Annotated in this window: 16 protein-coding genes and 1 tRNA gene; 10 read left to right on the forward strand and 7 right to left on the reverse strand. The window is 50.8% G+C overall.

The window, feature by feature from the left end; genetic code table 11:
• The first annotated feature begins 609 nt into the window (after positions 1-609).
• Together IE117_RS22420 and IE117_RS22425 are read left to right on the forward strand one after the other, a co-directional pair.
• Positions 610-1,644 (forward strand): hypothetical protein, encoded by a 1,035-nt coding sequence (locus IE117_RS22420; RefSeq protein ID WP_189567491.1) that lies wholly within the window; start codon positions 610-612, stop codon positions 1,642-1,644.
• Between the two features lie 86 nt (positions 1,645-1,730).
• Positions 1,731-1,804, forward strand: a tRNA-Pro gene (locus tag IE117_RS22425).
• Positions 1,805-1,863: 59 nt separating this feature from the next.
• Here the strand turns inward: IE117_RS22425 and IE117_RS22430 are convergent.
• The 3 genes from IE117_RS22430 to IE117_RS22440 all read right to left on the reverse strand — a co-directional run bounded on the left by IE117_RS22430 (position 1,864) and on the right by IE117_RS22440 (position 6,322).
• Entirely contained in the window at positions 1,864-3,033 is a 1,170-nt protein-coding gene (locus tag IE117_RS22430; RefSeq protein ID WP_189567493.1) for an AIR synthase related protein, read from the reverse strand.
• Between the two features lie 220 nt (positions 3,034-3,253).
• The gene (locus IE117_RS22435) at positions 3,254-5,623 is read right to left on the reverse strand and encodes a M1 family metallopeptidase (RefSeq protein WP_189567495.1); all 2,370 of its coding nucleotides are present in this window, start codon (positions 5,621-5,623) and stop codon (positions 3,254-3,256) included.
• A 75-nt stretch (positions 5,624-5,698) separates the two neighbouring features.
• The gene (locus IE117_RS22440) at positions 5,699-6,322 is read right to left on the reverse strand and encodes a HupE/UreJ family protein (RefSeq protein WP_189567497.1); all 624 of its coding nucleotides are present in this window, start codon (positions 6,320-6,322) and stop codon (positions 5,699-5,701) included.
• Positions 6,323-6,553: 231 nt separating this feature from the next.
• On the opposite strand from IE117_RS22440, the gene IE117_RS22445 reads away from it, so the two are divergent.
• Positions 6,554-7,525, forward strand: coding sequence for a zinc-dependent alcohol dehydrogenase family protein (locus tag IE117_RS22445; protein ID WP_189567499.1), 972 nt, complete (start codon positions 6,554-6,556; stop codon positions 7,523-7,525).
• Positions 7,526-7,545: 20 nt separating this feature from the next.
• On the opposite strand, the gene IE117_RS22450 is transcribed toward IE117_RS22445, so the two are convergent.
• Both IE117_RS22450 and IE117_RS22455 read right to left on the reverse strand, forming a co-directional pair.
• The gene (locus tag IE117_RS22450; RefSeq protein ID WP_189567501.1) at positions 7,546-9,711 is read right to left on the reverse strand and encodes a polysaccharide lyase family 8 super-sandwich domain-containing protein; all 2,166 of its coding nucleotides are present in this window, start codon (positions 9,709-9,711) and stop codon (positions 7,546-7,548) included.
• A gap of 120 nt (positions 9,712-9,831) precedes the next feature.
• Positions 9,832-10,641, reverse strand: coding sequence for a glycoside hydrolase family 16 protein (locus tag IE117_RS22455; protein WP_189567503.1), 810 nt, complete (start codon positions 10,639-10,641; stop codon positions 9,832-9,834).
• Between the two features lie 572 nt (positions 10,642-11,213).
• Between IE117_RS22455 and IE117_RS22460 the strand changes: the two genes are divergently transcribed.
• Together IE117_RS22460 and IE117_RS22465 are read left to right on the forward strand one after the other, a co-directional pair.
• Positions 11,214-12,428 carry a pyridoxal phosphate-dependent aminotransferase gene (locus IE117_RS22460; protein ID WP_189567505.1) on the forward strand — a complete coding sequence of 405 codons (1,215 nt, stop codon included), beginning with the start codon at positions 11,214-11,216 and terminating at the stop codon, positions 12,426-12,428.
• A 140-nt stretch (positions 12,429-12,568) separates the two neighbouring features.
• Complete coding sequence (locus tag IE117_RS22465; RefSeq protein WP_189567507.1) at positions 12,569-13,078, forward strand: cupin domain-containing protein; 510 nt, start codon at positions 12,569-12,571, stop codon at positions 13,076-13,078.
• Positions 13,079-13,187: 109 nt separating this feature from the next.
• Here the strand turns inward: IE117_RS22465 and IE117_RS22470 are convergent, their stop codons facing one another.
• A complete protein-coding gene (locus IE117_RS22470; protein WP_189567509.1) occupies positions 13,188-14,279 on the reverse strand; it encodes a zinc metalloprotease in 1,092 nt (363 codons plus the stop codon).
• Between the two features lie 343 nt (positions 14,280-14,622).
• On the opposite strand from IE117_RS22470, the gene IE117_RS22475 reads away from it, so the two are divergent.
• The 5 genes from IE117_RS22475 to IE117_RS22495 all read left to right on the forward strand — a co-directional run bounded on the left by IE117_RS22475 (position 14,623) and on the right by IE117_RS22495 (position 22,097).
• Complete coding sequence (locus IE117_RS22475) at positions 14,623-16,083, forward strand: DASH family cryptochrome (protein ID WP_189567517.1); 1,461 nt, start codon at positions 14,623-14,625, stop codon at positions 16,081-16,083.
• Positions 16,084-16,194: 111 nt separating this feature from the next.
• Positions 16,195-18,003: an FAD/NAD(P)-binding protein gene (locus IE117_RS22480; RefSeq protein ID WP_189567519.1), complete on the forward strand. Its 1,809-nt coding sequence runs from the start codon at positions 16,195-16,197 to the stop codon at positions 18,001-18,003.
• A gap of 223 nt (positions 18,004-18,226) precedes the next feature.
• Entirely contained in the window at positions 18,227-19,309 is a 1,083-nt protein-coding gene (locus IE117_RS22485; protein WP_189567521.1) for a PepSY-associated TM helix domain-containing protein, read from the forward strand.
• A gap of 145 nt (positions 19,310-19,454) precedes the next feature.
• On the forward strand, positions 19,455-20,753 hold the full coding sequence (locus IE117_RS22490) for an MFS transporter (protein WP_189567523.1): 1,299 nt from the start codon (positions 19,455-19,457) through the stop codon (positions 20,751-20,753).
• Positions 20,754-20,813: 60 nt separating this feature from the next.
• Complete coding sequence (locus IE117_RS22495) at positions 20,814-22,097, forward strand: Gfo/Idh/MocA family protein (protein WP_189567525.1); 1,284 nt, start codon at positions 20,814-20,816, stop codon at positions 22,095-22,097.
• Between the two features lie 96 nt (positions 22,098-22,193).
• Here the strand turns inward: IE117_RS22495 and IE117_RS22500 are convergent, their stop codons facing one another.
• Positions 22,194-22,493 carry a Dabb family protein gene (locus tag IE117_RS22500; RefSeq protein ID WP_189567527.1) on the reverse strand — a complete coding sequence of 100 codons (300 nt, stop codon included), beginning with the start codon at positions 22,491-22,493 and terminating at the stop codon, positions 22,194-22,196.
• Positions 22,494-22,527: the final 34 nt, after the last annotated feature.

Below are 22,527 nucleotides of genomic sequence, written 5' to 3' on the forward strand. Positions count from 1 at the left end.
AGACGAGAGGGCAAAGTCTCCGTGGGCGACCGAGTTCGTTGCTTGCCAATTCATCCAGAGTAAGAGTCGGATTTCAGCGTAGTTTTCGGAAGGATAGAACCGCCGTGGTTCCGGCGGAAGGAAAAAGTCATTAACTCAAAATCAATAGCTTGAGTTATTTGTACATGACAGTTACGAAAGAAAAAACATCAGGATTAGTACTGCCGGTAAGCAATCTCCAGCAGAGGAGTTTTCAAGCTCGTTTCGTAAACGAAAATAGAAAATTTTGCTGCAGAATTTTCCCTGGTACCCCTTTTGATTGCAAGGCATTAAAGCAGAGAAATGAATAGAATTAGAGCATGTAGTCGCCTTTTTTCTGTCCATTATATACTATTGAGTCCTCGTATCAATTATCATGCCGATTTGTATCTTTTTACGGATTGTCTTTTTCAGGATGAAACATCGGAGAGATCCGTTGCGCAAACCGGGAAACAATAACAGGATCACTTCGCCCGGTTTATCTTTTCTATCGTTTAGCTTTGCGGCTTTGATGAGTTTGGAATTTACACCGGCTCAAGCGATTTAACACGTATATCTTTACCTCGCGGCAGAATTTCAATAGCTTTTTACATGAGTATCAACAAAGTAGATGTTAGCGTTAATTACTACGGAAAGCCATATCAAACTATCGTTACCTTACTGACCTTGTGGAAGCATAGTCGGCAGCATATCGGAACCATCTACTTGGTTATCGAGAAAAACCAACCTTATCAACAATATGGAGGTGTAAAATTATTACAGTGGGCTCTTAAGCAACTGCCAGTCGAATATTATTACCCTGTTCACTTTTACTATCATGGCTCTCCTCCGATCGATTCGTTGGGCGATCGGGATACACGATATGGTTTGAAGTATCAGTATGGTCTGGAAAATACCGATAAGAAGTTTCATTTTTTGTCCCACAACGACTGCCTCTACCAGGCCGATCTTCTGGGAATGATGCTGGAACAGGTAAACGATGCTGAGGAGGAAATAGCGGGAGTTGGTATGATCGGTCAATGTTGGAACTGCCCAGCTTTGGCTGCGCAAAAATGTGACGGCTCACGCTTTGAGCAGTTCCAGCCCAAACCCCAGGAATACCGGGATTTATTGAATAAGTACCTGAATGTCATCTCTCTCCCTCCCGCTCGTGAAGCTATTCACTATAACTTAATCGAAAAAGGCCAAACGTATCCTTTGCCTGAATGCCGCCTCAATGAGTACGCGTGTCTGATCAATACTGAGCTTTACCAGAAACTAGCATATCCCAAAGGAAAAATGCTTCCGCTTGGTGCAGCCTGGCACGGCACTGACTGGGGAACAGTTTGGTTTTATGAAATGGTGAATTCCGGCTACAAATTTCTTCATTTTCCATTTGATCCCCATATGGTCCATGCTCCATTTACCCCCGCAAAGAGTGGCCATGTAAGCGATAATAACCCAGAAGAATACTCGAAAACTGAAGAAAATGCCCACCAGTTTCTTCAAAAGGATTTCCCTGAGTTGGCTTATATCCCTTCCATGGTTCGTTTCTCCATCGCGCTGAACAAGCCATGGACAATAATCCGTCGTTTTTTTGAGAAAGCGAAAGCCCGCCTTTCATTTTTTGTCCAGTCTCCCCGTTAAGACACAGTATCTGGCACTACGTTTTTTTCATAAAGCAATTGCGCCAATAGTTTTTTCTCCTTACTTTTGCCCTCCCAACACATCATCGGGATGTGGCGCAGCCCGGTAGCGCACACGCCTGGGGGGCGTGGGGTCGCAGGTTCAAATCCTGTCATCCCGACTAAAACAAAAAACCTGTTCATTTTTGAACAGGTTTTTTGTTTTTTCAAGGGAGGAGATTCAATACACAAACTCCCCGAATTCCGACCGAATCGTTACACTTTTGCTCTCTGCGGCCTCCACACGGCCCACAATTTGGGCTGCAATGCCGAATGACTCCGAAACCTCGATGACCCGGGCGGCTTGCGCTTCGGGAAGGTACACTTCCAGCCGGTGACCCATGTTGAAGACCTGGTACATTTCCTGCCAGCTCGTGCCACTTTCGGTCTGAATCAGTTTGAACAAAGGCGGTACGGGAAAAAGATTATCCTTGATAACGTGCAGATCGTCGATGAAATGAAGGATTTTGGTTTGGGCACCACCGCTGCAATGCACCATACCGTGGATTTCGGCTCTTAGCTCGTCGAGTAGTGCCTTGGCCACGGGGGCATAGGTGCGGGTAGGCGAAAGAATGAGCTGACCGACGTTCAATGGGGTGCTTTCCACGGCGTCCAGCAGGTTTTTGCTGCCGCTATAGATCAAATCAGGATTTACTTCCGGGTCGAAGCTTTCGGGGTATTGTGCAGCCAGGTACTTGCTTAGCACATCGTGCCGGGCCGAAGTGAGTCCATTGCTGCCCATTCCGCCGTTATAGGCCGTTTCGTAGGTAGCCTGCCCGTACGAAGCCAGGCCGACGATGACATCGCCTGCCCTGATATTGGCATTATCCACTACCTCGGCGCGCTTCATGCGGGCAATAACCGTGCTGTTGACCGTAATGGTACGCACCAGATCGCCTACATCGGCGGTTTCGCCGCCCGTGCTGTAGATTTCGACGCCAAAGCCGCGCAGCATTTCCAGCACTTCTTCGGTGCCATTGATAATTTCGGCAATCACCTCGCCGGGTATGCGGTTTTTGTTGCGGTCGATGGTGGACGACAGCAGCATAGGCCCGGTGGCCCCAACACAAAGCAGGTCGTCGGTATTCATCACCACGGCATCTTGCGCGATACCTCGCCAAACGGACAAATCACCCGTCTCTTTCCAATACAGATAGGCCAGTGATGTTTTGGTACCCGCGCCATCAGCGTGCATGATGGTGCAGTAGTCTGGATCGCCGCTAAGTGTGTCGGGGACTATTTTACAAAAAGCCTTTGGGAAAAGCCCCTTGTCAATGTTGGCGATGGCTTTGTGGACGTCCTCTTTGGAAGCCGAAACGCCTCGTTGCAGGTAACGGTCAGAAGTGGTCAATTTTGAATGAGTGAATGAGTGAATGAGTGAATGAGTGAATGAGTGAATTTATTTCAAATTGTCATAAAACAGAACTGATAATCTCTTTTATTGAAATAATTACCAGCGATCGCTTTACCATATCTACGGAAAACGCCCTGCATTCGTTAAGTACAGGGCGTTTTACAATTGTTAGTGAGTGAGCGTCTGAATACTTCCTGACTCTCTCAAAATTCTTTCACTACCTATTTCCCGTCCCCAGTCTGCCGGCCCCGCCGCTTTTCTGTTCGGCCTGCATGGGATTCATCGGGCGCTGGTATTGCTGTTGCTTGTAAATCTGGAAGCGCGTCGGTTTGGCCACGGGCGGGAACGAATTGTCCGCCGTGTCGATGTCGGCAATTTCGAAGTAGGGGTCCAGTGTCCACTGCACTACCTTCTTTTTGGTCGAAATCACTTTGTTGATTTGTTGATCGTTGAAGCGCCAGATTTCGGCGGGGAAACGGGCGACGGAATCGGTGCCGTCCTCAAACTCCATTTTTACGATCACAGGCATTACTAGGCCTCCTTTGTTCTTTACGCTCAGGGTATAGAAATTCGTGTTCGATTGCACCAGGTCGCGGTCTTCGGGCGACAGGCTGGCGAGGTAATCCTCATACTTTTTGCGATCCTGCGCCGTAACCTTAAACTCGTCGTAGCGGTTGTAGAAATCGGCCATCGACGAATCCTGCGCGACCACGGTCTGATCCTTAGTGAGGGCATCGCGCTGCTTGCTGATGGTGTTTTTCTTGCGGGCGTCTTCCTGGCGGGCCAGCTCCTTCTCAATCTCAGGATTCTGCGTATCCACGCTGAACCAATCCACACTCACGAGGGCCTGATCCACGGGCTGCACACCGTAAAACCAGCCCTTCCAGAACCAGTCCAGATCCACGCCTGACGCATCCTCCATCGTGCGAAAGAAGTCGGCGGGCGTGGGACTTTTGAACTTCCAGCGGTTGGCGTACTCCTTAAAAGCATAATCGAACAGTTCGCGGCCCATGATCGTTTCGCGCAGGATGTTCAGCCCGGCGGCGGGCTTCGCATAAGCATTGGGGCCGAGGCCGATCACGTTGTCCGACTGGGCCATGATAGGCGAAAGTACCGCCTTGTCCGATGCCATGTAGTCGGTCACCGACTGCGCCTCACCGCGGCGTGTGGGGTAGTTGTAGTCCCATTCTTTCTCGGCCAGATACTGGCAGAACGTGTTCAGTCCTTCATCCATCCAGGTCCAGTTGCGCTCGTCGGAGTTGACGATCATCGGGAAGAAGTTGTGACCCACCTCGTGGATAATCACGCCGATCATGCCATATTTCACGCCTTCGCTATAAGTACCGTCCGCTTCGGGCCGACCGCCGTTGAACGAAATCATGGGGTACTCCATGCCACCGCCCGACGTGGCGTGGCACGAAATGGCGACCGGATAAGGGTACTCGAACGTACGCTTCCCGTACGAGCGCAGCGTGTGCTCCACAGCGCGGGTCGAGTACTGTTCCCAAAGCGGGTTGCCCTCTTTGGGATAAAACGACATCGACCAAATCTTGCGGCCATTGCCGTACACATCCGTTTTCATGGCATCCCAGATAAACCTGCGGCTGCTGGCAAAGGCGAAGTCGCGGACGTTGTCGGCTTTGTAAATCCAGGTTTTTTTGCCCGTTGGTTTGTTTTTTTCTGCCTGAATGGCCTCGTCCTGCGTCACGATGATGACGGGCGTCGTGGCATTCTCGGCGTCTTTCATGCGCTTCTTCTGGTCGCTGGTAAGTACCTGATTGTAGTTCTGGCACTCGCCGGAGGCGGCCACGATATGGTCGTTCGGTACGGTAAGGGCGACTTTATAATTACCAAAAATCAGCGAGAACTCACCTTGACCCAAAAACTGCTTGTGGTTCCAGCCGTTGACATCGTCGTAGGGAGCCAGGCGCGGAAACCAGTGGGCAATGAAGTAGTTGTAGTTGCCGTCTTTCTCATAAAACTCGTAGCCGCTGCGACCGTAGTATTCCGTGATGTAGTAGTTCCAGTCCACGCTGAACACCACGTTGGTATTGGGCTTCATGGCCGTTGGCAGGTCAATGCGCATCATCGTCCCCACAATGGTGTGGGGCAGGGCTTTGCCCGCTTTGTCCTTTACAGCGGTGATGTTGTAGCCGAATTGCTTCTTGGGGTCGAGACTCGCGCCACGCCCCGCGTTCATGGCCTGCAGTTGGCGGGTGCTCATTCCTTTTTCGCTGATTGTGCCGGTACGGCTCAGGCCGCCGATGGCGTCTTCCTTAAAAAGGTTCTGATCCAGTTGAAGCCAGATATAGGGCAGATCGTCGGGAGAATTATTGAAGAAAGTAATGGTCTCTGTGCCGATGATACGCTGGTTTTCGTCGTCGAGCTCGGCCTTGATGTCATAATCGGCGCGCTGCTGCCAGTATTCTTTACCGGGTGCGCCCGAGGCCGTGCGATACGTGTTGGGCGTGGGCAGGGCCGTTCCCAACTGCTCAAAGGTATCATTGGCTTTGTAGTTGTTGGGATTCTGCGCCCAGACGACGCCAGCCAGCAGGAAAGCAAGCATCAGGGATAGTAGTTTTTTCATTTGTTTGAAGGTTAGCGCGGCTTGCCGCTCGATTGGAAGATGAAAGTAAAGTAGGTTAATGTATTGAAAGGTAAGCTATTGAAACATAATTGAAAGAGATTCCTGAAAAAGCGCATTGTTAATAATTAAAGACAGAGCCATTCCTGCCACGACTCCCGAAATAATGTAGTTCCACGACCGCTTGGGGACGCGGGCCAAATCTACGATAAGGAAAGTCAGTATCAGTAAGGCCAGAACAATGAGTACCTGTCCGGCTTCCAGCCCGAGATTAAAAGCCAGCAGCGGTTGCCAGATGCTTGACTCGCTCCCCAGCAGTTCGTGCAGGTACCCCGAAAACCCCATACCGTGGATCAAGCCAAAGCCAAGAGCCAACCCATACCGCGCAGGCGACCCCCTTTCCTGCCTGACCAGCGTGGTTTTAGGAATATCATAAAACATATTGACGATGGCCGTAACGAGAATAGTAATCGGGATCAGCAACTCGATGACATCGCGACGAAAGGCGATGATATTGAAGGTGGCCAAAGCCAGCGTCAGGGAATGACCGACTGTGAAAGCCGTCACCAGAATCAGCACTTTTTTCCAATCGCGTAGCGTGTAAATGGCGCATAGCGCTACGATAAATAGAATATGGTCGTAACCTTTCGGGTCGGTGATGTGTTCAAATCCTACTTGGAGGTACGCTTGGAACTCACTCATAAAGGGGATAAATATTTTGGGGCGGTCGCTTTTGATGTCAAAATGACTGCACAAAAAGGCTTGATTTCCTCGTAAAAAGAATTTGGGTCGCCTTTTTCCTTATTTCAAAAATTAAAGTTAGGAAAGTCTTTCGGAACTCCCTATCCTCGCAACCCTTGGTATAGCAAATGCTACGCAAGTTGTAATTTTTTCAGAAAAAAATTAAATTATTGTTTTGTCAATTATCTATCTATGAGAACGATCCAACTAGAAAAAACCGGAAATCCCGCCGAAATATTAAATGTGGTAGAAAAGCCAAAGCCTCAGCCCGCTGCGGAAGAAGTTTTGGTCAAAATAATCGCCGCTCCGGTCAACCCCTCCGACATATCATTCGTACAGGGTCGGTACGGCATCCGGCCTGAACTACCCTCGGGCGCGGGGTTTGAGGGCGTTGGCACGATAGAGGCGGCTGGTGCCGATGTGCGTCTGCCCGTTGGAAGCCGGGTGAGCTTCACGGCCATCGGCAGTTGGGGTGAGTACGCTGTCGTCAATCAGAAAGCCGCTATTCCGTTGCCGGATGCCATCCCGGATGACATGGCCGCGCAATTGTTTGTCAACCCCTTCACGGCCTGGGCCATGGTGGAAGAGTCCGGCGTTAAGGAAGGCGAATGGCTGATGATTACGGCTTGCGGCTCGGCTTACGGCAAGCTGGTGATTCAGCTATGCCGGAAAAAGGGGATCAAGACTGTCGGCACCGTCCGCCGCGACGGCCTGAACGAGGATTTGAAAAAGCTGGGACTGGACGAGGTCGTCAACACCGAGACGGAAGACTTGCCCAAGCGCGTAAATGACATTACCGGCGGAAAAGGCGTCCGCTGCGTCGTGGATTCCGTGGGGGGTACTACTACCGAAGCCGCCATGAAGTGCGTGGGACAAGGTGGAAAAATGCTGATTTTTGGCTTGCTTAGCCAAAAGAACCCCCGCTTGGACGTGGGTCTGATGATCTTTAAAGAAATTACCATTCAGGGCTTCTGGCTTACCGAGTGGATGCGCAAGGTCGATACTCAGACCCGCAACCAAACCGCGCAGGGTGTCATTGGCTGGCTGGCCAGCGGCGAGGTAAAACTACCCGTGGAGGCTACGTACGGCCTGGACGAAATTGTGAAGGCTGTCGAACATGCCGACGCACCGGGACGCTGGGGAAAAATCCTGATAAAGCCGTAGAGACAGGGCATGCCTTGTCTCTACGGCATTTTCAACGCAACACTTTTACCCAAGTAAACACCCTTGGGCAGATCCACAATAAATAAAGTACTGTTTTGCTCCTGGTCTGTAACGGTACGGTAGTTATCGCCCCTCGCATTGTAAATGCCACTTACCGTTATCAGCATCCGGCTTAGTTTGCGGGAAGGATCGGCCAGAGTTAGTTCGCTGAGTCGGCCTTCCCGCATTTTTAACATCGCCATGCCTGGACTATCCAGTCGCACTTCCACGTTTGGCTGGATTTCCAGTTTTCCCGCCTGATAAAAAGCCAGTTGGGTGATGCCCAATTGGCTCTGTCGCACGGCTTGCAACGTCGGGCTATTGGAAAGGATTTCGATTGAGCGATTGCTTTGGCTGGTTTCGTTCAGTTGCTGTTCCGTTACGTCAGGAACCACAATGTACTGATAGCTGGCTCCTTCTGGCTTTTTACCGTGATCGAACCATAACGTAAACACGTCTTCACTGACCCGTTCATCGCTAATGTTTTTTTCATCGGTGATTGATGCCCAGGTACCTGTTTCGACTTGGTTGGACAGATTTACTGTGACGGGCTGGGGGAAAATATAGCCGATTTTATCGTGATGGACCCACTTCACGTTTTGCAGAGTCCGGCTGCCTTTCGGGACATTCTGTTGTTTGCCGTCCTGCATCATCCTTACCTCGCTCCGCATCAGTACCTGATTCAGCGTAGTAGCTACCGGAAAATTCGATTCTGCGTTGATTCCGGTACCCAGACAAACGTATTCCTCGTCAAAGAAAAACCATGATTTCTTCGCCGATAGCGGATCGTGCGGACTTTTGAAATCGAATACCACGGCACCGTACATTCCGTCGGTCACTGCGCCCACAAAATCGGTCAGGCCATCCTTCTGGATATCGTCAGGGCCGGGTAGTTGGGGTTTCTGCACGATGGTAGTTCCCGAAATCTTCTGCCAGTCGTACACGGGCCAGATATTTTGGTACTCATCGCCGCGTAGCATGAGGTAGTTGGTGCCATCGGCCCGGTGGTGGGTGGTCTTGCCCGGTCCGTTGTAGGGTACTTCCATGTTCCGGTTGCGGGTCGAGAACATTCGGACGGTTGTGTAGAAATTAGGTCGCTGAAACACAAAATGCTCGGTCTGCCAGAAGAATTTTGCAAAGGAGGCTGACGGCTTGGCTTTGCCCTTTCGGAGCCGGATTATTTCTTCCAGTTCGTCTTTACGGTAATCGGTACTCACCAGCACGCGCTCGATTTCCTGCGTACCACGTGGCTCAAAAGTACCCTTGTGGGATATGCTGCGGTTTTGAACACTCACGTCTTTATAAACCCCATACACCGATTGCTTGTAGATTCCGTCGAGGTAGTAATCAACCAGCTGGTTGATTTTTTCTTTGGAGAAAGCGTATTGCGTACCCGCCACGTAATACGACCACTCGCCGTAGGCATTGGCGTACTTCCCGTACCCATAAGAATCAGTGTTGTTGACGCGATCGACCCGATGGTGAAAACTGTAATCGTGCTGCATTCCCCTCTGGCCCGTCGCGAATTTCAGTTCGCCTTCGATGATTTTGATGATCTTGTCAAACTCCTGGTAGTCGCCCTGAAAAAGCAGATTCTTTGCCAGAATGCCCGCAATGACGATGCGGTCGCCACTGGGCCGGGCCCCTGAGGCGTTCATATTAGCCCGGAAAATCATGGGTTGGGCTTTGGTCACGAGGTCTTTGGGTAGTTCGTCGCCCATCACCAGCATGAGGTTTCCCAGGTTCGTGGGGGTGGTAATCTGATTGTTGTGCCAGTTGTCGCCCACAAAATCGTTTTTTACCCAAAAGGTCAGGCCATTTTCGATAAGCGCTTTGAGTGGCTTACTTTGGTAGTACTTTGATTTTTTGGTTTTGTACGCCTTGGCCATATAGACCAGATTACTGGTGTGCCGGCCTTGCGGGAAGCCCGCCGTGCGGCTCAAGTCGTCGTAGTTGATTTCCTTAAAACTACCATCAACGTTCATTTTGGCCATCAGATTCCCCACCGCACTGTCGTCGATTTTAGTCTCCATCAGGTCGGCCACTATGCGCTCTTTGATGATTTTGAGATCTTTCTGGGCTTGGCATACCGAGGTCAATAAAGCAAGAACAGTTAATATCGATAGGCGGCGCATCAGGAACTTCATGGAGCGATTTGGTTTAAAGGCGTTTAGGATTGCTTCTTGATAAAGCCTTTTTTGATTGGTTTCTATTGCGTCAGCGAGACTATTGAGATAAATAATTCTAATCTGACCCATGCCCTTGAACTACTGCTGCTGATACACCCGCACGTAGTCCACCTCAAATAGCGCCGGGAATTCTGTGGCCGCAGGATCGCCACCGTTGTCGCCGCCGATTGCCAGATTCAGAATTACATAATGGGGCTGCCGGAAAGGATTTTTCTTATCCCCCGGATTGTAGGTTTCTTCCAGGTTCACCTCGTTCAAGAGCTGGTCGTCCACGTAGATCGCGATGCGCTGCTCATCCCAATCCATGCGCCAGACGTGGAATTTTTCCGACCACTTCGGGTCGTCAAAGGTTTCGAGGCGTTTGCGGGAATCATCCCATTTTGCCTTGTACCGCTGGCCGGAACCCCAGGCGGCGTTGGCCAGCAGCATACCCCGGTAGTACTCCATAATGTCGATTTCACCGTTATCAGGCCATTCGCCTTTCACGCCCAGCGTCCAGAAAGCGGGCCACAAACCGGGCCGGGTGTCGATACGCGCCCGCATTTCGAAGCGGCCGTACTGCCACTGCTGCCGACCGCGGGTGACCAGACTGGCTGAGGTATACTCGATATGCGGACGCCTGCTTTTCCAATTGTCGCTGTCAGGCTGGTAGTTTGGGTTGGCTTTCTGCTCCTTCCGTCCTTCGACAACCAACAGTCCGTCCCGGCAACGGGCATTGTCGGGCTGGTACCATTGCAGTTCATTATTTCGGACGAAGCCACGCTCAAACTGCCAATTTTTAGGATCGGGCGGTCCGTCGGCATCGAACTCGTCGGCCCAAACGAGTTTCCATTGGGCGTGGGTGGGGAGGGAAACACTCAGGAGAATCCAAAGGAAATATCTCGTCATGATCTGGATAATGGCTTTTCTCCAAAAGCGCATTCTCCGACAATCATACTTTTAAAGCCCAAGAACAGACAAGCTGGACAGCGATGCGGGGGAAAATGTGGCACACAGTTCTGATCTGAGTGGATATTGTTGGTTTTGGATTTTTGTCAGGATAGCTACGCATAGGTAGTTGATGACTGCGTTTCCGTTAACGTCTGCATGTTTGCTATCCTGCACTAATCTTACTGATAGTTAATGATCTAGTTAATTCCGAAAGTAGCTGTATCTTTTTTGGAAGTGGCAGAAACCGGGTTTCAAAAGTGGCATTGTAACGAAACAATATTTAGCTATACGTTTTATATATTATTTGCTAAATTTTTATAAAAATGGCACAATTTACATGTTTAAGTCTTTAAATTAGAATAAAAATTTGATATTGTATTCGAATAGAGAATATAGTTCTGTCAAGCGTAGTCAATTTTTATTACATGCTTAGTTCAGGCCTATTTCCTATCGTCCAGAAGTACAGAACCTGCCACACGCCATTGACAAAGCATATAAGAAACCTATTAATCACCTATCTACCATCTCCAATGACTACTTTTTCCACCAACCGTCGTGATGCCCTCAAAAAAGGGCTATTGACTTTGGGCGGCCTCGCTGCCCTTCCCCAGCTCAGCGAAGCCGCCAGCCGTACCATCAACGACGGAGCCTTTGCCGATGCACCTCTTTCGCTTGACCCCGAGCTGCGGATTTTTCGCAGTCCGATGGTGCGGGAGCATTACCTGGAGGCAGCCGCTCCCCGACCCAAGATTACCACTAAACTAAGCTCAAACGAAAATCCTTACGGTCCGCCCATGTCGGCACAGGAGGCTATCGCGGAGTCGGCCAAACGGGGTAATCGCTACGCCTGGCAGGAAATGGCCGATCTGATCGACAAGATCGCTAAGAAAGAAGGCGTGACGCCCGAACACATCATGATGGGCCCCGGCTCATCGGATTTGCTGGAAAAAACGGCGCTGGTACTCTTCATGGACGGAGGCAACATCGTATCGGCAGATCCCTGCTACATGTCGCTGGTCAATGTAGCCAAGTCCGTTGGGGCCACCTGGAAAGCGGTACCTTGCAAAGCCGACTGGTCGCACGACCTGAAAGCGATGGAGGCTGCCATCGACAAAGACACCAAGTTGGTCTACATCTGCAATCCCAATAACCCGACGGGTAGCCTTACTTCGGGCAAAGAACTGCTGGATTTCTGCTCGCGCGTATCGGAGAAAGTACCCATTTTTGTGGATGAGGCGTATATCGAACTGGCCGTAGGAGGCGATACCCAAAGCATGAATACCCTGCTGGCGCAGAATAAAAATGTGATCATTGCCCGTACCTTCTCTAAAATTATGGGAATGGCCGGTATCCGGGTAGGCTATATGGCCGCGCAGCCCGAGTTTCTGAAAAAAATCCAGAAGATTACCCGCGGCGGAATGGGGGTATCGTACACTTCCATCTTTGCGGCCAACGCCAGCATGGACGACATGGCTTTTCAGGACACTACCCGCAAACTCAACCACGAGGCCAAGCAGTTCCTGTATGCCAATCTGGATAAGATGGGGTATAAGTACATCCCGTCCTACACCAATTTCGTGATTTTCCCGATTAACATTCCGGGTAAGGAGTTGTTGGGTAAAATGACGGCCAAGGGTATTGGGGTAAAAGCGTATGACATACAGGACAAGCCCTGGTGCCGGGTCAGCATCGGTACTATGGATGAGATGAAACTTTTTGTGGATGCTTTGCAGGAAGTGAGCTAAAATTACGTCATTCTCTTTTTTCTTACAGCCGCTATCGGGATACGATAGCGGCGTTTTTTTTATATTGGGCTGTGTCGCCGCTTTTCCAGTTTTGCTCACGGAGAAGCTGGAAGAGAATTACAAACTTGAACGGTTTTGAAATGCACCTCCAAAAACCAGCCAGTTACTGGGTAGATAAGTACCAGATGCAACCCCATCCTGAGGGTGGGTACTTTGTAGAAACCTACCGCGCGGCGGAGCAAATTCCGCACGCGGCATTGCCAGAACGGTTTGGTGGCAGTCGGTCGTTTAGTACGGCGATTTATTTTCTACTGGAAGGCCATCATTTCTCGGCGCTGCACCGCATTCAGTCCGATGAGGTCTGGCACTTTTACGCGGGTGATCCGCTGGAAGTATTCGTTATTCATCCCGAAAGCGGCGCGCTGGAAATCATTCGCCTTGGCCCCGACCCCGAAGCAGGCGAAGTGTTTCAGGCCGTGGTACCTGCCGGTACCTGGTTCGGCTCCCGGCCCGTGGCGGGCGCGGCCTATTCGCTGGTGGGTTGCACGGTGGCACCGGGCTTCGATTTCGCGGATTTTGAACTGGCCGAGCGCGAGACGTTGCTGGCGCAGTTTCCGCAGCATCGGGTGGTGGTGGAAGGGCTGACTTAAACGGTATTTCGCCAGTACGCATTCTTTCCGAGGTTAGCAGAATATAAAGCAAGCAAGCCCGGCTCAAATGAGCCGGGCTTACTTGCTAACAGTCAAATGTCTTCTGCTATTAGGGAGTAACACTCACGAAATCAGCGCGCGGACCACCCGGCGCAAAGATCGCGCGTGAACGCTCTTTCTGTCCGGTAGAGAACATGTACATGCACCCATCATATGTGTAGTCCATATAGTTCATCGTCATGTTACTGCTGTTGCAGCGAACGGTGGGATAGGCAGGACAGCCGTAATTGGGGCCATCAGACATAGGAGTGTCCGAAACGTAGTCGTCCACGCCACAACCGCCATCTCCCCAGATGTGACGCAGATTCAGCCAGTGGCCAATTTCGTGCGTAGCCGTGCGTCCCAAGTCATAGGGAGCCGACAGATAAAAGTTGCTCCCCAACGCACTGCTGCCGAAATATTCGGGGCCGATTACGACTCCATCCGTACTAGCCGACCCGCCAGGAAACTGGGCGTATCCCAGAATACCTCCGCCGATGTTGCATACCCATATATTCAGGTAGCCGGGTACCGGATTGGAGCCACCGCGCTTACTATTTTTCACAGCATCGTTGGTACCCCATGACGATTTAGAAGACGCCTTCCGAATCAAATTATTGGTGTTCCAGGAATACTGGATGTTGAAATCAGCGATCAGTGAAGCAAACTCAGACGGCGTACTATTCTTGTCGCTGTTTTGAGCCCTGAAATCTTTATTCAGGACGTCGATCTGTGATTGGATTTGCGCGTTGCTAATGTTCTGTTGGCTCGTGCTATAAATCACGTGTACATAGACCGGAATCGTAATGGTAGTGGCCGGATCAGTGGTTCCGCCGCCGCCTGTACCACCGCCGCCGCCGTTTCCGGGTTTACCATTTCCATTACCCGGCTTCTCATTACCGCTATTTCCTTTCTGCATGGAAAGAAACCGTTGCGTGTGAGCTTCAATAGCTTCCATACTGCGGGCTAGTCCGGGATTTTCGGCTAGTTTGTCGGACAATACTCTCATCGTCGCGCATCGATCTTCGGCACCTGGCTGACCAATGCGGGCCGATGAGTTTCTTTGGGGCTGCATCGCCTCATCGTTCAGGTGGCTTTCGGAGCAGGCTACCACGAAGGTCATAGACGCTGCCACAAATAATGCTTTGTACACGGGTTTCATCAGGTTGTCAAGGTTAGTGATGATGCAATTAAACAATTAATCAAAACAAGTAACCATAATGAAAAAAATATTTTTTTTACCTCAAATAAGAGGATCATGGCGATGTGTATTTTATCACAATGACGAACCGAATCACCGCGCCGCTGTTACGCCTATGCAAAAGACAACAAGAGCTATTCAGCCGTTTCCAACTGCACGGAATCCGAGATTTACTACGCCGCCTTTCCAACATACTCCTTTCCCTCTTCCCGCTGATTACAAACAGCCGCTACCCCTGCGCAAGTCATACTATCTGGGGTACGATTATTTTATACCTGATTGCCTGTTCACAAGATAGAAGGCAATGGGTAAAAGAGTACTGTACTGGCATCGCTCCGATCTCCGGCTCCACGACAACGAATGTCTGGCCCGGGCCTGTTCGGAATTTGATGAAGTACTCCCGGTCTATATTTACGACGAACGTCATTACCGTGTGCTGGACCTGGGCTTTCGCAAAACGAGTCATCTCCGATACAGGTACTTACAGGATACGCTGAACGATCTCAGGGAAAATTACAGAAAACAGGGTGGCGATTTACTGATTGCGTACGGCAGGCCAGAAGTACTATTGCCTGAACTCGTGGCCGCTCACGGATGCACTGCGTTGATCTACCAGAAAGAGATCATGAGTGAGGAAACCGAGGTAGAAGCGCAGCTGGGTGTGAACTTAAAATCGCACTCCTGCAACGTACTTCCCGTGTGGGGCCGGACTTTGTACCATATTGATGATGTACCCTTTGCCCTGGACGATATACCGCTGACCAGTAAGGTCTTTCGTATCAACACCGCCAAAGCCACAGAACCTCGGGCGCTGTTTCCGACGCCGGAAAAAATCAAGGTTGTAAATCTGGAAGACTACGGAGACGTGGACCAATCGGCGAAAATCGGGTTTGCCGATGACGAACTGGCCACCGACTACAACGCTGATGCTTTCCCGGCCGGGGAAACCGCCGCACTCGAACGCCTTCGGTACTATACGTTCGATTCGGAACTTCTTACCACCTACAAGTGGACCAGAAACAAATCGTTGGGCACCGATTACAGCAGCAAGTTTTCTCCGTACCTGGCGCACGGGAGCCTGTCGCCCCGAATGATATACCACACAGTAAAAGAGTACGAAAAAGATGTAAAGAAGAATGTCTCTACCTGGTGGCTGGTATTTGAGGTAGTTTGGCGGGATTATTTCAGCTTTCTGGGGTTGAGGTTTGGGGATAAGGTTTTTTATCCGGGCGGCTATAAGCAGGTGAAAACAGATTGGCGTGAAGACTATGAGCTATTCGACCGATGGAAGTACGGGTCGACCGGCATTCCTTTTCTGGATGCCCACATGCACCAACTCAACCGAACGGGGTTCATGAGCAATCGGGGCCGGGTCAATGCTGCCAGTTTTCTGGCGCGTGATTATGAAATAGACTGGCGGTGGGGGGCTGCCTGGTTTGAAAGCCTTTTGCTCGACTACGACGTCTGCTCCAACTGGTTCAACTGGAACAATCAGGCCCTGCATCTGTACTATACCAATCCGGTGCATCAGTCCCTGAAGTACGACAAAGCAGCCGAATACATTACCTCCGAGCTGGCCTATCTGAGCAAACTACCCACTGCCTACCGGCACGCCCCGTGGCTATTGGCCGACGATGAACTCGAAAAACTGGGTGTAGAAGAGTACCAACGACCGGAGGAAATTTATAAAAAATGGAACAGATCCATCAGCAACATTCAGAAGCTGATCGATGAGAAACTGCAACCAGAAAGAAACGAAGAATAACACGAACAAAAAGTAAACAGAGCCTCTCTGATTCAGTTTAAGCGAGGGACATACCACAAAAATTCATATTACTTCATCATTCAAATTCATTTACCACTAAGGTATTTATACATGAAAAAGATTGCTATTATCGGAAGCGGAGCAACGGCCATCTACCTGCTCAAACACCTGATGGACAATACCGATGTACTGCATGAGCACATCGAAGAAGTCGCCATTTTCGAGAAGGACGACATCCTGGGCATGGGAATGCCCTATAATCCCAAAACGACTGACCTCTGCAACCTGTCCAATATTGCTTCGGAAGAACTACCGGAACTCATCATACCATTTGCGGATTGGCTGCAACAACAGGACAAGAAGACGCTAAAAAACCTGGGTCTGGCCGACGAAAAAATAAGTAAGTCGGAGGTGTATAACCGTCTGGCTCTGGGGCAGTATCTGCAGGCACAATACCGGGCTATCATTGGGAAACTTGCCGAGGGAGGTATCGAAGTCCGGCAATTCCCCAACTGTGAGGTAGTAGATATCAAGTACAAGGCCGAGCGGGATGAAGTTGTTCTGAAAGTCATCGATGGAAAAAAGTACACGTTCAGTAAAGTAGTGGTGGCAACGGGGCACGTCTGGACTGAGGAAGATGACGTGGCGTCGGGTACTTATGCCTCCCCGTGGCCTATTCATAAGATTTTGCCGAAGGACGGTACCTTTCACAATTTCAAGATCGGTACGCTGGGGGCCTCCCTGAGTGCTTTCGACGTGGTGTCGTCCCTGTCGAGAAAGCACGGCAAATTTACGACTGACAAAGACGGAAAGATGACTTTTCATCCGGCCAAAGGAGCCGAGGGATTCAGCATAGCCATGCACGATGCGCATGGCTGGTTGCCGAATCTTCAATATGAGCAAGAAGAGCCCATCCGGGAAATTTACCGCCATGTGAAGCGGGAAGAAATTTTTGCGATGCTAGATGCCGACGGGTACCTGCGACTCGAAACGTTTTTCGACAAAGTGTGCCGCCCGGCCCTAAGGAAAGCCTTTAAAAAAGACAAGCTGCCCGACATGGTCGAAAAATTGGCCGATGCATCGTTTACGCTGAGTGATTTTGTGGAGACGATGTCGGATAAACACGAGTTCGGCAATGCTTTCGAAGGGATGCGCTACGAAATGAAAGAAGCTAAAATTTCCGTCGAGAACAAGAAGCCCATCCACTGGAAAGAAGTGATGGACGACCTGATGTACACCCTGAATTTTCACGCGGAGCTGATGCCCGCCGAAGACCACCTGCAATTCCGGAAAGAAGTAATGTCTTTTCTGATGAACGTCATTGCGGCCATGCCTTTACCTTCGGGCAATCTCCTGCTGGCATTGTATGATGCCGGAAAACTGGAGATCGTAACAGGGCGTGTCACGGTAGCTGACGAACACAAAAAAGGGTTAACGACGGTCGAGGTGAAGGACGGTGAAGCTACCTATACCATCGACTACCAAATGTTTATCCATTGCGGGGGGCAAAAGCCCGTCAGCCTGGATGAGTATCCTTTCAAGTCACTGGTAAAACAGGGCGTGGTGCGTCGGGCGAGAGCTACGTTTATCGGGGCAGACGAAGCAAAAGCCCTGCTGAAAACCAATCAAAAAGATTTGGTATTCAAGGAGCGCGGCAAATATTACTATTACACGGGAGGTCTCGATATCGACGCCAGTTACCGGGTGATCGGAGAGGACGGAAGTCCCAATGACTGTATCCATGACATCACATTCACCCATACGACTGGTTCGCGGCCATACTCTTACGGATTGCAGGCATGTAGCGCCACCAGTCAGATTTTGGTAGAGGCCTGGGTCAAATCGCTCGAAGAGAACTCAGAAATGGCGGGAGACCTCAAAAACATTACCGAGATTTACGAAGAGACAGCAGAATTGTAACAAACCCCTGGCCGCCAAACCTGAATTGGCGGCCAGGGAAAATTGGACGCTGTATTTCTGTGAGCTGAAATAACGATGGCTATACCAGCGTGAAAAATCCATTTTAAATAGTATGTCTGTCCTACTATTCTACACTGCGTATAGTATGGAAAGTACCCGGAAGACTTTCATGTAAAAGCCCGAATACTAACTCACGGTACGAAGGGTTGCAATGGAAGACTGAATGAAGTACTGGTTCGGAAAACTGCATTTATGGCTGGGGCTTCCGCTGGGAAGTTTATTTCTAGTTATCTCTTTATCAGGAGCCCTCTATTGCTGGGAGCCGGAATTTGCGGCCATTGCCTACCGGGAAAATGTCGAACCCCAGGAAAAACCCTTCGTGGGTATTCCTGTCCTCAAAAAATCCGTTGAGGCGGCATTACCCGACGCCGACTTTCGTACGGTTTACTACCGTGGCCCTTCGAAGGCAGTCCAGCTACTTCTTTATGCGCCCGGAACGTACTATCATGCCAACCTGAACCCCTATACCGGGGAGCTGATCCATTTGCAGGACATGAAGAAGGGCTGGCTGAACAACCTGAAATTTTTGCATCGGAATCTCATGCTGGGCGACATCGGCCGCGAAATCGTGCACTGGGGTACCCTGCTCTATCTGCTCATGATTATTTCTGGAATCGTGCTCTGGTGGCCTGCCCGGAGATCACAGCGGAAGCAGCGGTTTACCATCAAATGGAGCGCTTCACGAAAAAGACTTAACTACGACTTGCACAATGTTCTGGGATTTTATAGCAGCTGGGTGCTGATTTTCCTGGTGATGACGGGACTCTTTTGGGGGTTCAAAATCATAAAATCTTCAGTAAAAGGTTTTACTCAGGAAGATCGGATAAAATACGATGTCCCTCGTTCTGCCGTAGACACTACCCAAGCGGACCTGGCCCAGTACCAGATCATGGATCAACTGGGGGAGCATTTCAGGAAAGAATTCCCCGATAACAATATCAGAATCAGCAATCCCCACGCCAGCGATGACCCTGTCCAGGTATCCGTAATTGATAAAAACAGAACCGTAACGAATGTCGACCAGTATTACTTCGACCGATACACCGGTGCAAGACTGTCTGGTAGTTTTCAGCACGGACTCCATCAGGACGCAAGCCTCTTCACCACCCTGAACGGCTTGGCCTACGACATACACCTGGGAAATATTTTTGGCTTACCCACCCGTTTATTGGCCTTCCTAGCCTCGCTGATCGGCGCCTCTTTATCAATTACCGGATTTGTATATTGGTGGGGCAACAGGAAATAACAAGTACCATCGCCATACCAATCTCCACTGATTTCGCCATCGCAAACACCATGAAGCTACCCATGGCGCAAAGAGTATAATTGGGCCTGTTTGCCCCTTAATGCAGAGGTTGATGGCAACCAACCCTAAACCTTCCTCTTCTCGCATGGGCAGAATCAAAAATTACCGTTGGCTCGTGGTGGCGCTGCTCTTCACGGCCACCACTATCAACTACCTCGATCGTCAGATCATCGGCCTGCTGAAACCGATTCTCGAAGTCGAGTTCAGCTGGACAGAGACCGACTTTGCCCGCATCGTTATGGCATTTACGGCAGCTTATGCCGTGGGTTTGGTTTCGTTCGGCTGGTTTATTGATAAAGTAGGCACCAAACTCGGTTATTCACTCACCGTTACCTTCTGGAGCATCGCCGGCATGTTACACGCCGTAGCACGCTCGGCCTTTGGCTTTGGCCTGGCTCGGGTAGGGCTGGGGCTGGGCGAGGCAGGAAACTACCCGGCAGCAGTCAAGACCGTAGCCGAATGGTTTCCCAATAAAGAGCGCGCCCTGGCTACTGGACTGTTCAACGCCGGCACGAGCGTGGGCGTGGTGGTAGCGCTTATCCTGGTACCCTGGATTCTGAGCCACTATGGCTGGCAGGAGGTCTTCTGGATTACCGGAGCGCTGGGCTTCGTTTGGCTGATTTTCTGGCTGATTTTTTACGATATTCCTGCGCAGCAAAAACGATTGACGACCGAAGAATACGACTACATCATCGGTGGGCAGGAGGCCGAGGAAAAAGGGGTAGGAGAGAAGGCAAAAGTAAGCTGGACCAAGCTGTTCACTTTTCCCCAAACCTGGGCCTATATCACGGGCAAAGGACTGATCGACCCGATTTACTGGTTTTTTCTGTTCTGGCTACCGTCGTACTTCGCCACGACTTTCGATCTGGATCTCAAAAAATTCAGCCTGGAACTGATGATTATTTATACCGCAACCACTGTCGGCAGCATCAGCGGAGGTTGGTTTTCATCGCAGCTCATCAAGCGGGGCTGGCCCGTCATCAAAGCCCGTAAGGCAGTTCTGCTGGCGTTTGCGGTCCTTGAATTGTCGGTCATCGGCATTCAGTTTGCTGACAACGTGTGGGTGGCCGTAGGCCTCATCAGCTTCGCCGTGGCCCTTCACCAAGCCTGGGCGACGAACGTATTCACGCTGCCTTCGGATATGTTTCCCAAACAGGCTGTGAGTTCGGTGGTGGGTATCGGTGGTATGGCGGGAGCCATCGGCGGCATCCTGTTTCCGATTTTGATCGGCAGCCTGCTGGATACCTACAAGGCTGCCGGGAATCTGGCGGGGGGGTATAACATCATTTTCACGATTTGTGGCTTCACCTACCTCATCGCCTGGGGCATCATCCATTTACTGACCCGCAGGTCGCGCATGCTTTCGCTCGCGGAGTTGCGGTAGTCCTTCGAAATGAACGTGATAAAAACGCCAATTCCGGCTTTTAAAAACAAACACTGAACAATGAACACCTTCCCAAACCGCCGCCAGTTTCTCAAACAAGGCTCAGCCGCCGCCCTTGGACTTACGCTGCTGCCCGGTTTCACGCGCAAGGTGGCAGCCAGCGACCGTCTGCGCGTGGCCCACATTGGCGTCAACGGCATGGGTACCAACCATCTTAAATGGTTTGCCGGCATTCCCGAGGTAGATACCGTCGCCCTCTGTGACCTGGACGAAACACACCTGGCCAAGGCCAAAAGTACCTTACTGGAACTGCGGCCCGATGCCAGGGTAGACACCTACGGCGATTTCCGTAAAATTCTGGAAAGAAAGGACATCGATGCCATCACCTGCGCCACCCCCGACCATTGGCACGCGCAGGTGGCCATTCTGGCTTTTGAAGCGGGGAAAGATGTATATGGTGAAAAACCGCTTTCGTACAGCGTGAAGGAAGGCCAGCAAATGCTCAAATCCCTGAATAAACACGACCGGATCTTTCAGCTGGGCACTCAGATTCACGCGGGAGACAACTACCACCGGATAGTGGAACTGATCCGGTCGGGAGTCATTGGCAAGGTGCACACTGTGCGTCTTTGGAAGTCGGGCGCACCACCCATCATGGGTGCCCCACAGTACCAGGAGCCTCCGTCTACCCTTAATTGGAACTATTGGCTAGGTCCGGCTCCGTACTCGCCATATTCCCCTGAACGCTGCCATTTTACATACCGCTACTTTCTGGATTATTCGGGCGGTGTGTTTCAGGATTTTTGGTGCCACATTGCCGATGTGGTATGGTGGGCACTCGATCCGCAGAATCTGACGAGCGTCAGCGCGCGGGGCGAAAAGTCGGATGGCGCGGGTAACACGCCGAAATGGATTGACGTAGACTACCAGTTCGACGACCTGAAAATTCACTGGACTACCGCGCCTCCCAACGTTCCCGGTGCCGCCGGGCGGGGTATTGGCGCCTACTTTGAAGGAGACAAGGGAACACTGCTGTGCGACTACGGCAGCCGGGAAATCACGATCAATGGCGAAGTAATGGGCGATATAGACAGCGTTCCTATCACCATTACGCGCTCACCGGGGCACCAGCAAAACTTCGTGGATGCCGTCAAGAACCGCACCCAACCCGAATCCAATCTGGCTTATGCCCGAATGATGACGATGCCCATGCACCTGGGCCTGATTTCCTGGCGGCTGGGCCGCCCGCTGCAATGGAACGCCCGGCGCGAAAAATTCCGGGGCGATAGCGAAGCCAATGCTCTGCTCTCGCGCAAGTACCGCAAGGAGTGGGACTGGATCTGAGAAAAACGGTGATTTTTTGACTATTAAAATAAATAAAGGCTTGTCGGAAAGGAATTCCGACAAGCCTTTACTCTGGAAATATCCAGCTAAACGATACTAGGACACAGCATCGTACACCTGAACCCGATCCCAGAGTGCAGCGCACTTGTCAATGAATTTGTGGTGGTCGGGGTGGTCCTGATAAACATCCTGCGTGGCTTTGTCCGGAAAGATGAAGGTAATTGAGAAATCGTACGTATGGTCGATTACCGGACGGCGGGTACTTGCGGGCGTTCCCACATAGGCCGTCTGGATTTCGCTGATGGTCGATAGCTCTTTAAGACCCGCGTGCAAGGCAGCACGGGCAGCGTCATTGTCTTTTTCCTTAAGCCAGAAGAATACGGTATGTACAAACATATGGTGATTTTGTGTGAGTGAATTTAATTTGAGA

This window comes from Persicitalea jodogahamensis (genome assembly GCF_014651615.1).
Classification (GTDB): Bacteria; Bacteroidota; Bacteroidia; order Cytophagales; family Spirosomataceae; genus Persicitalea; species Persicitalea jodogahamensis.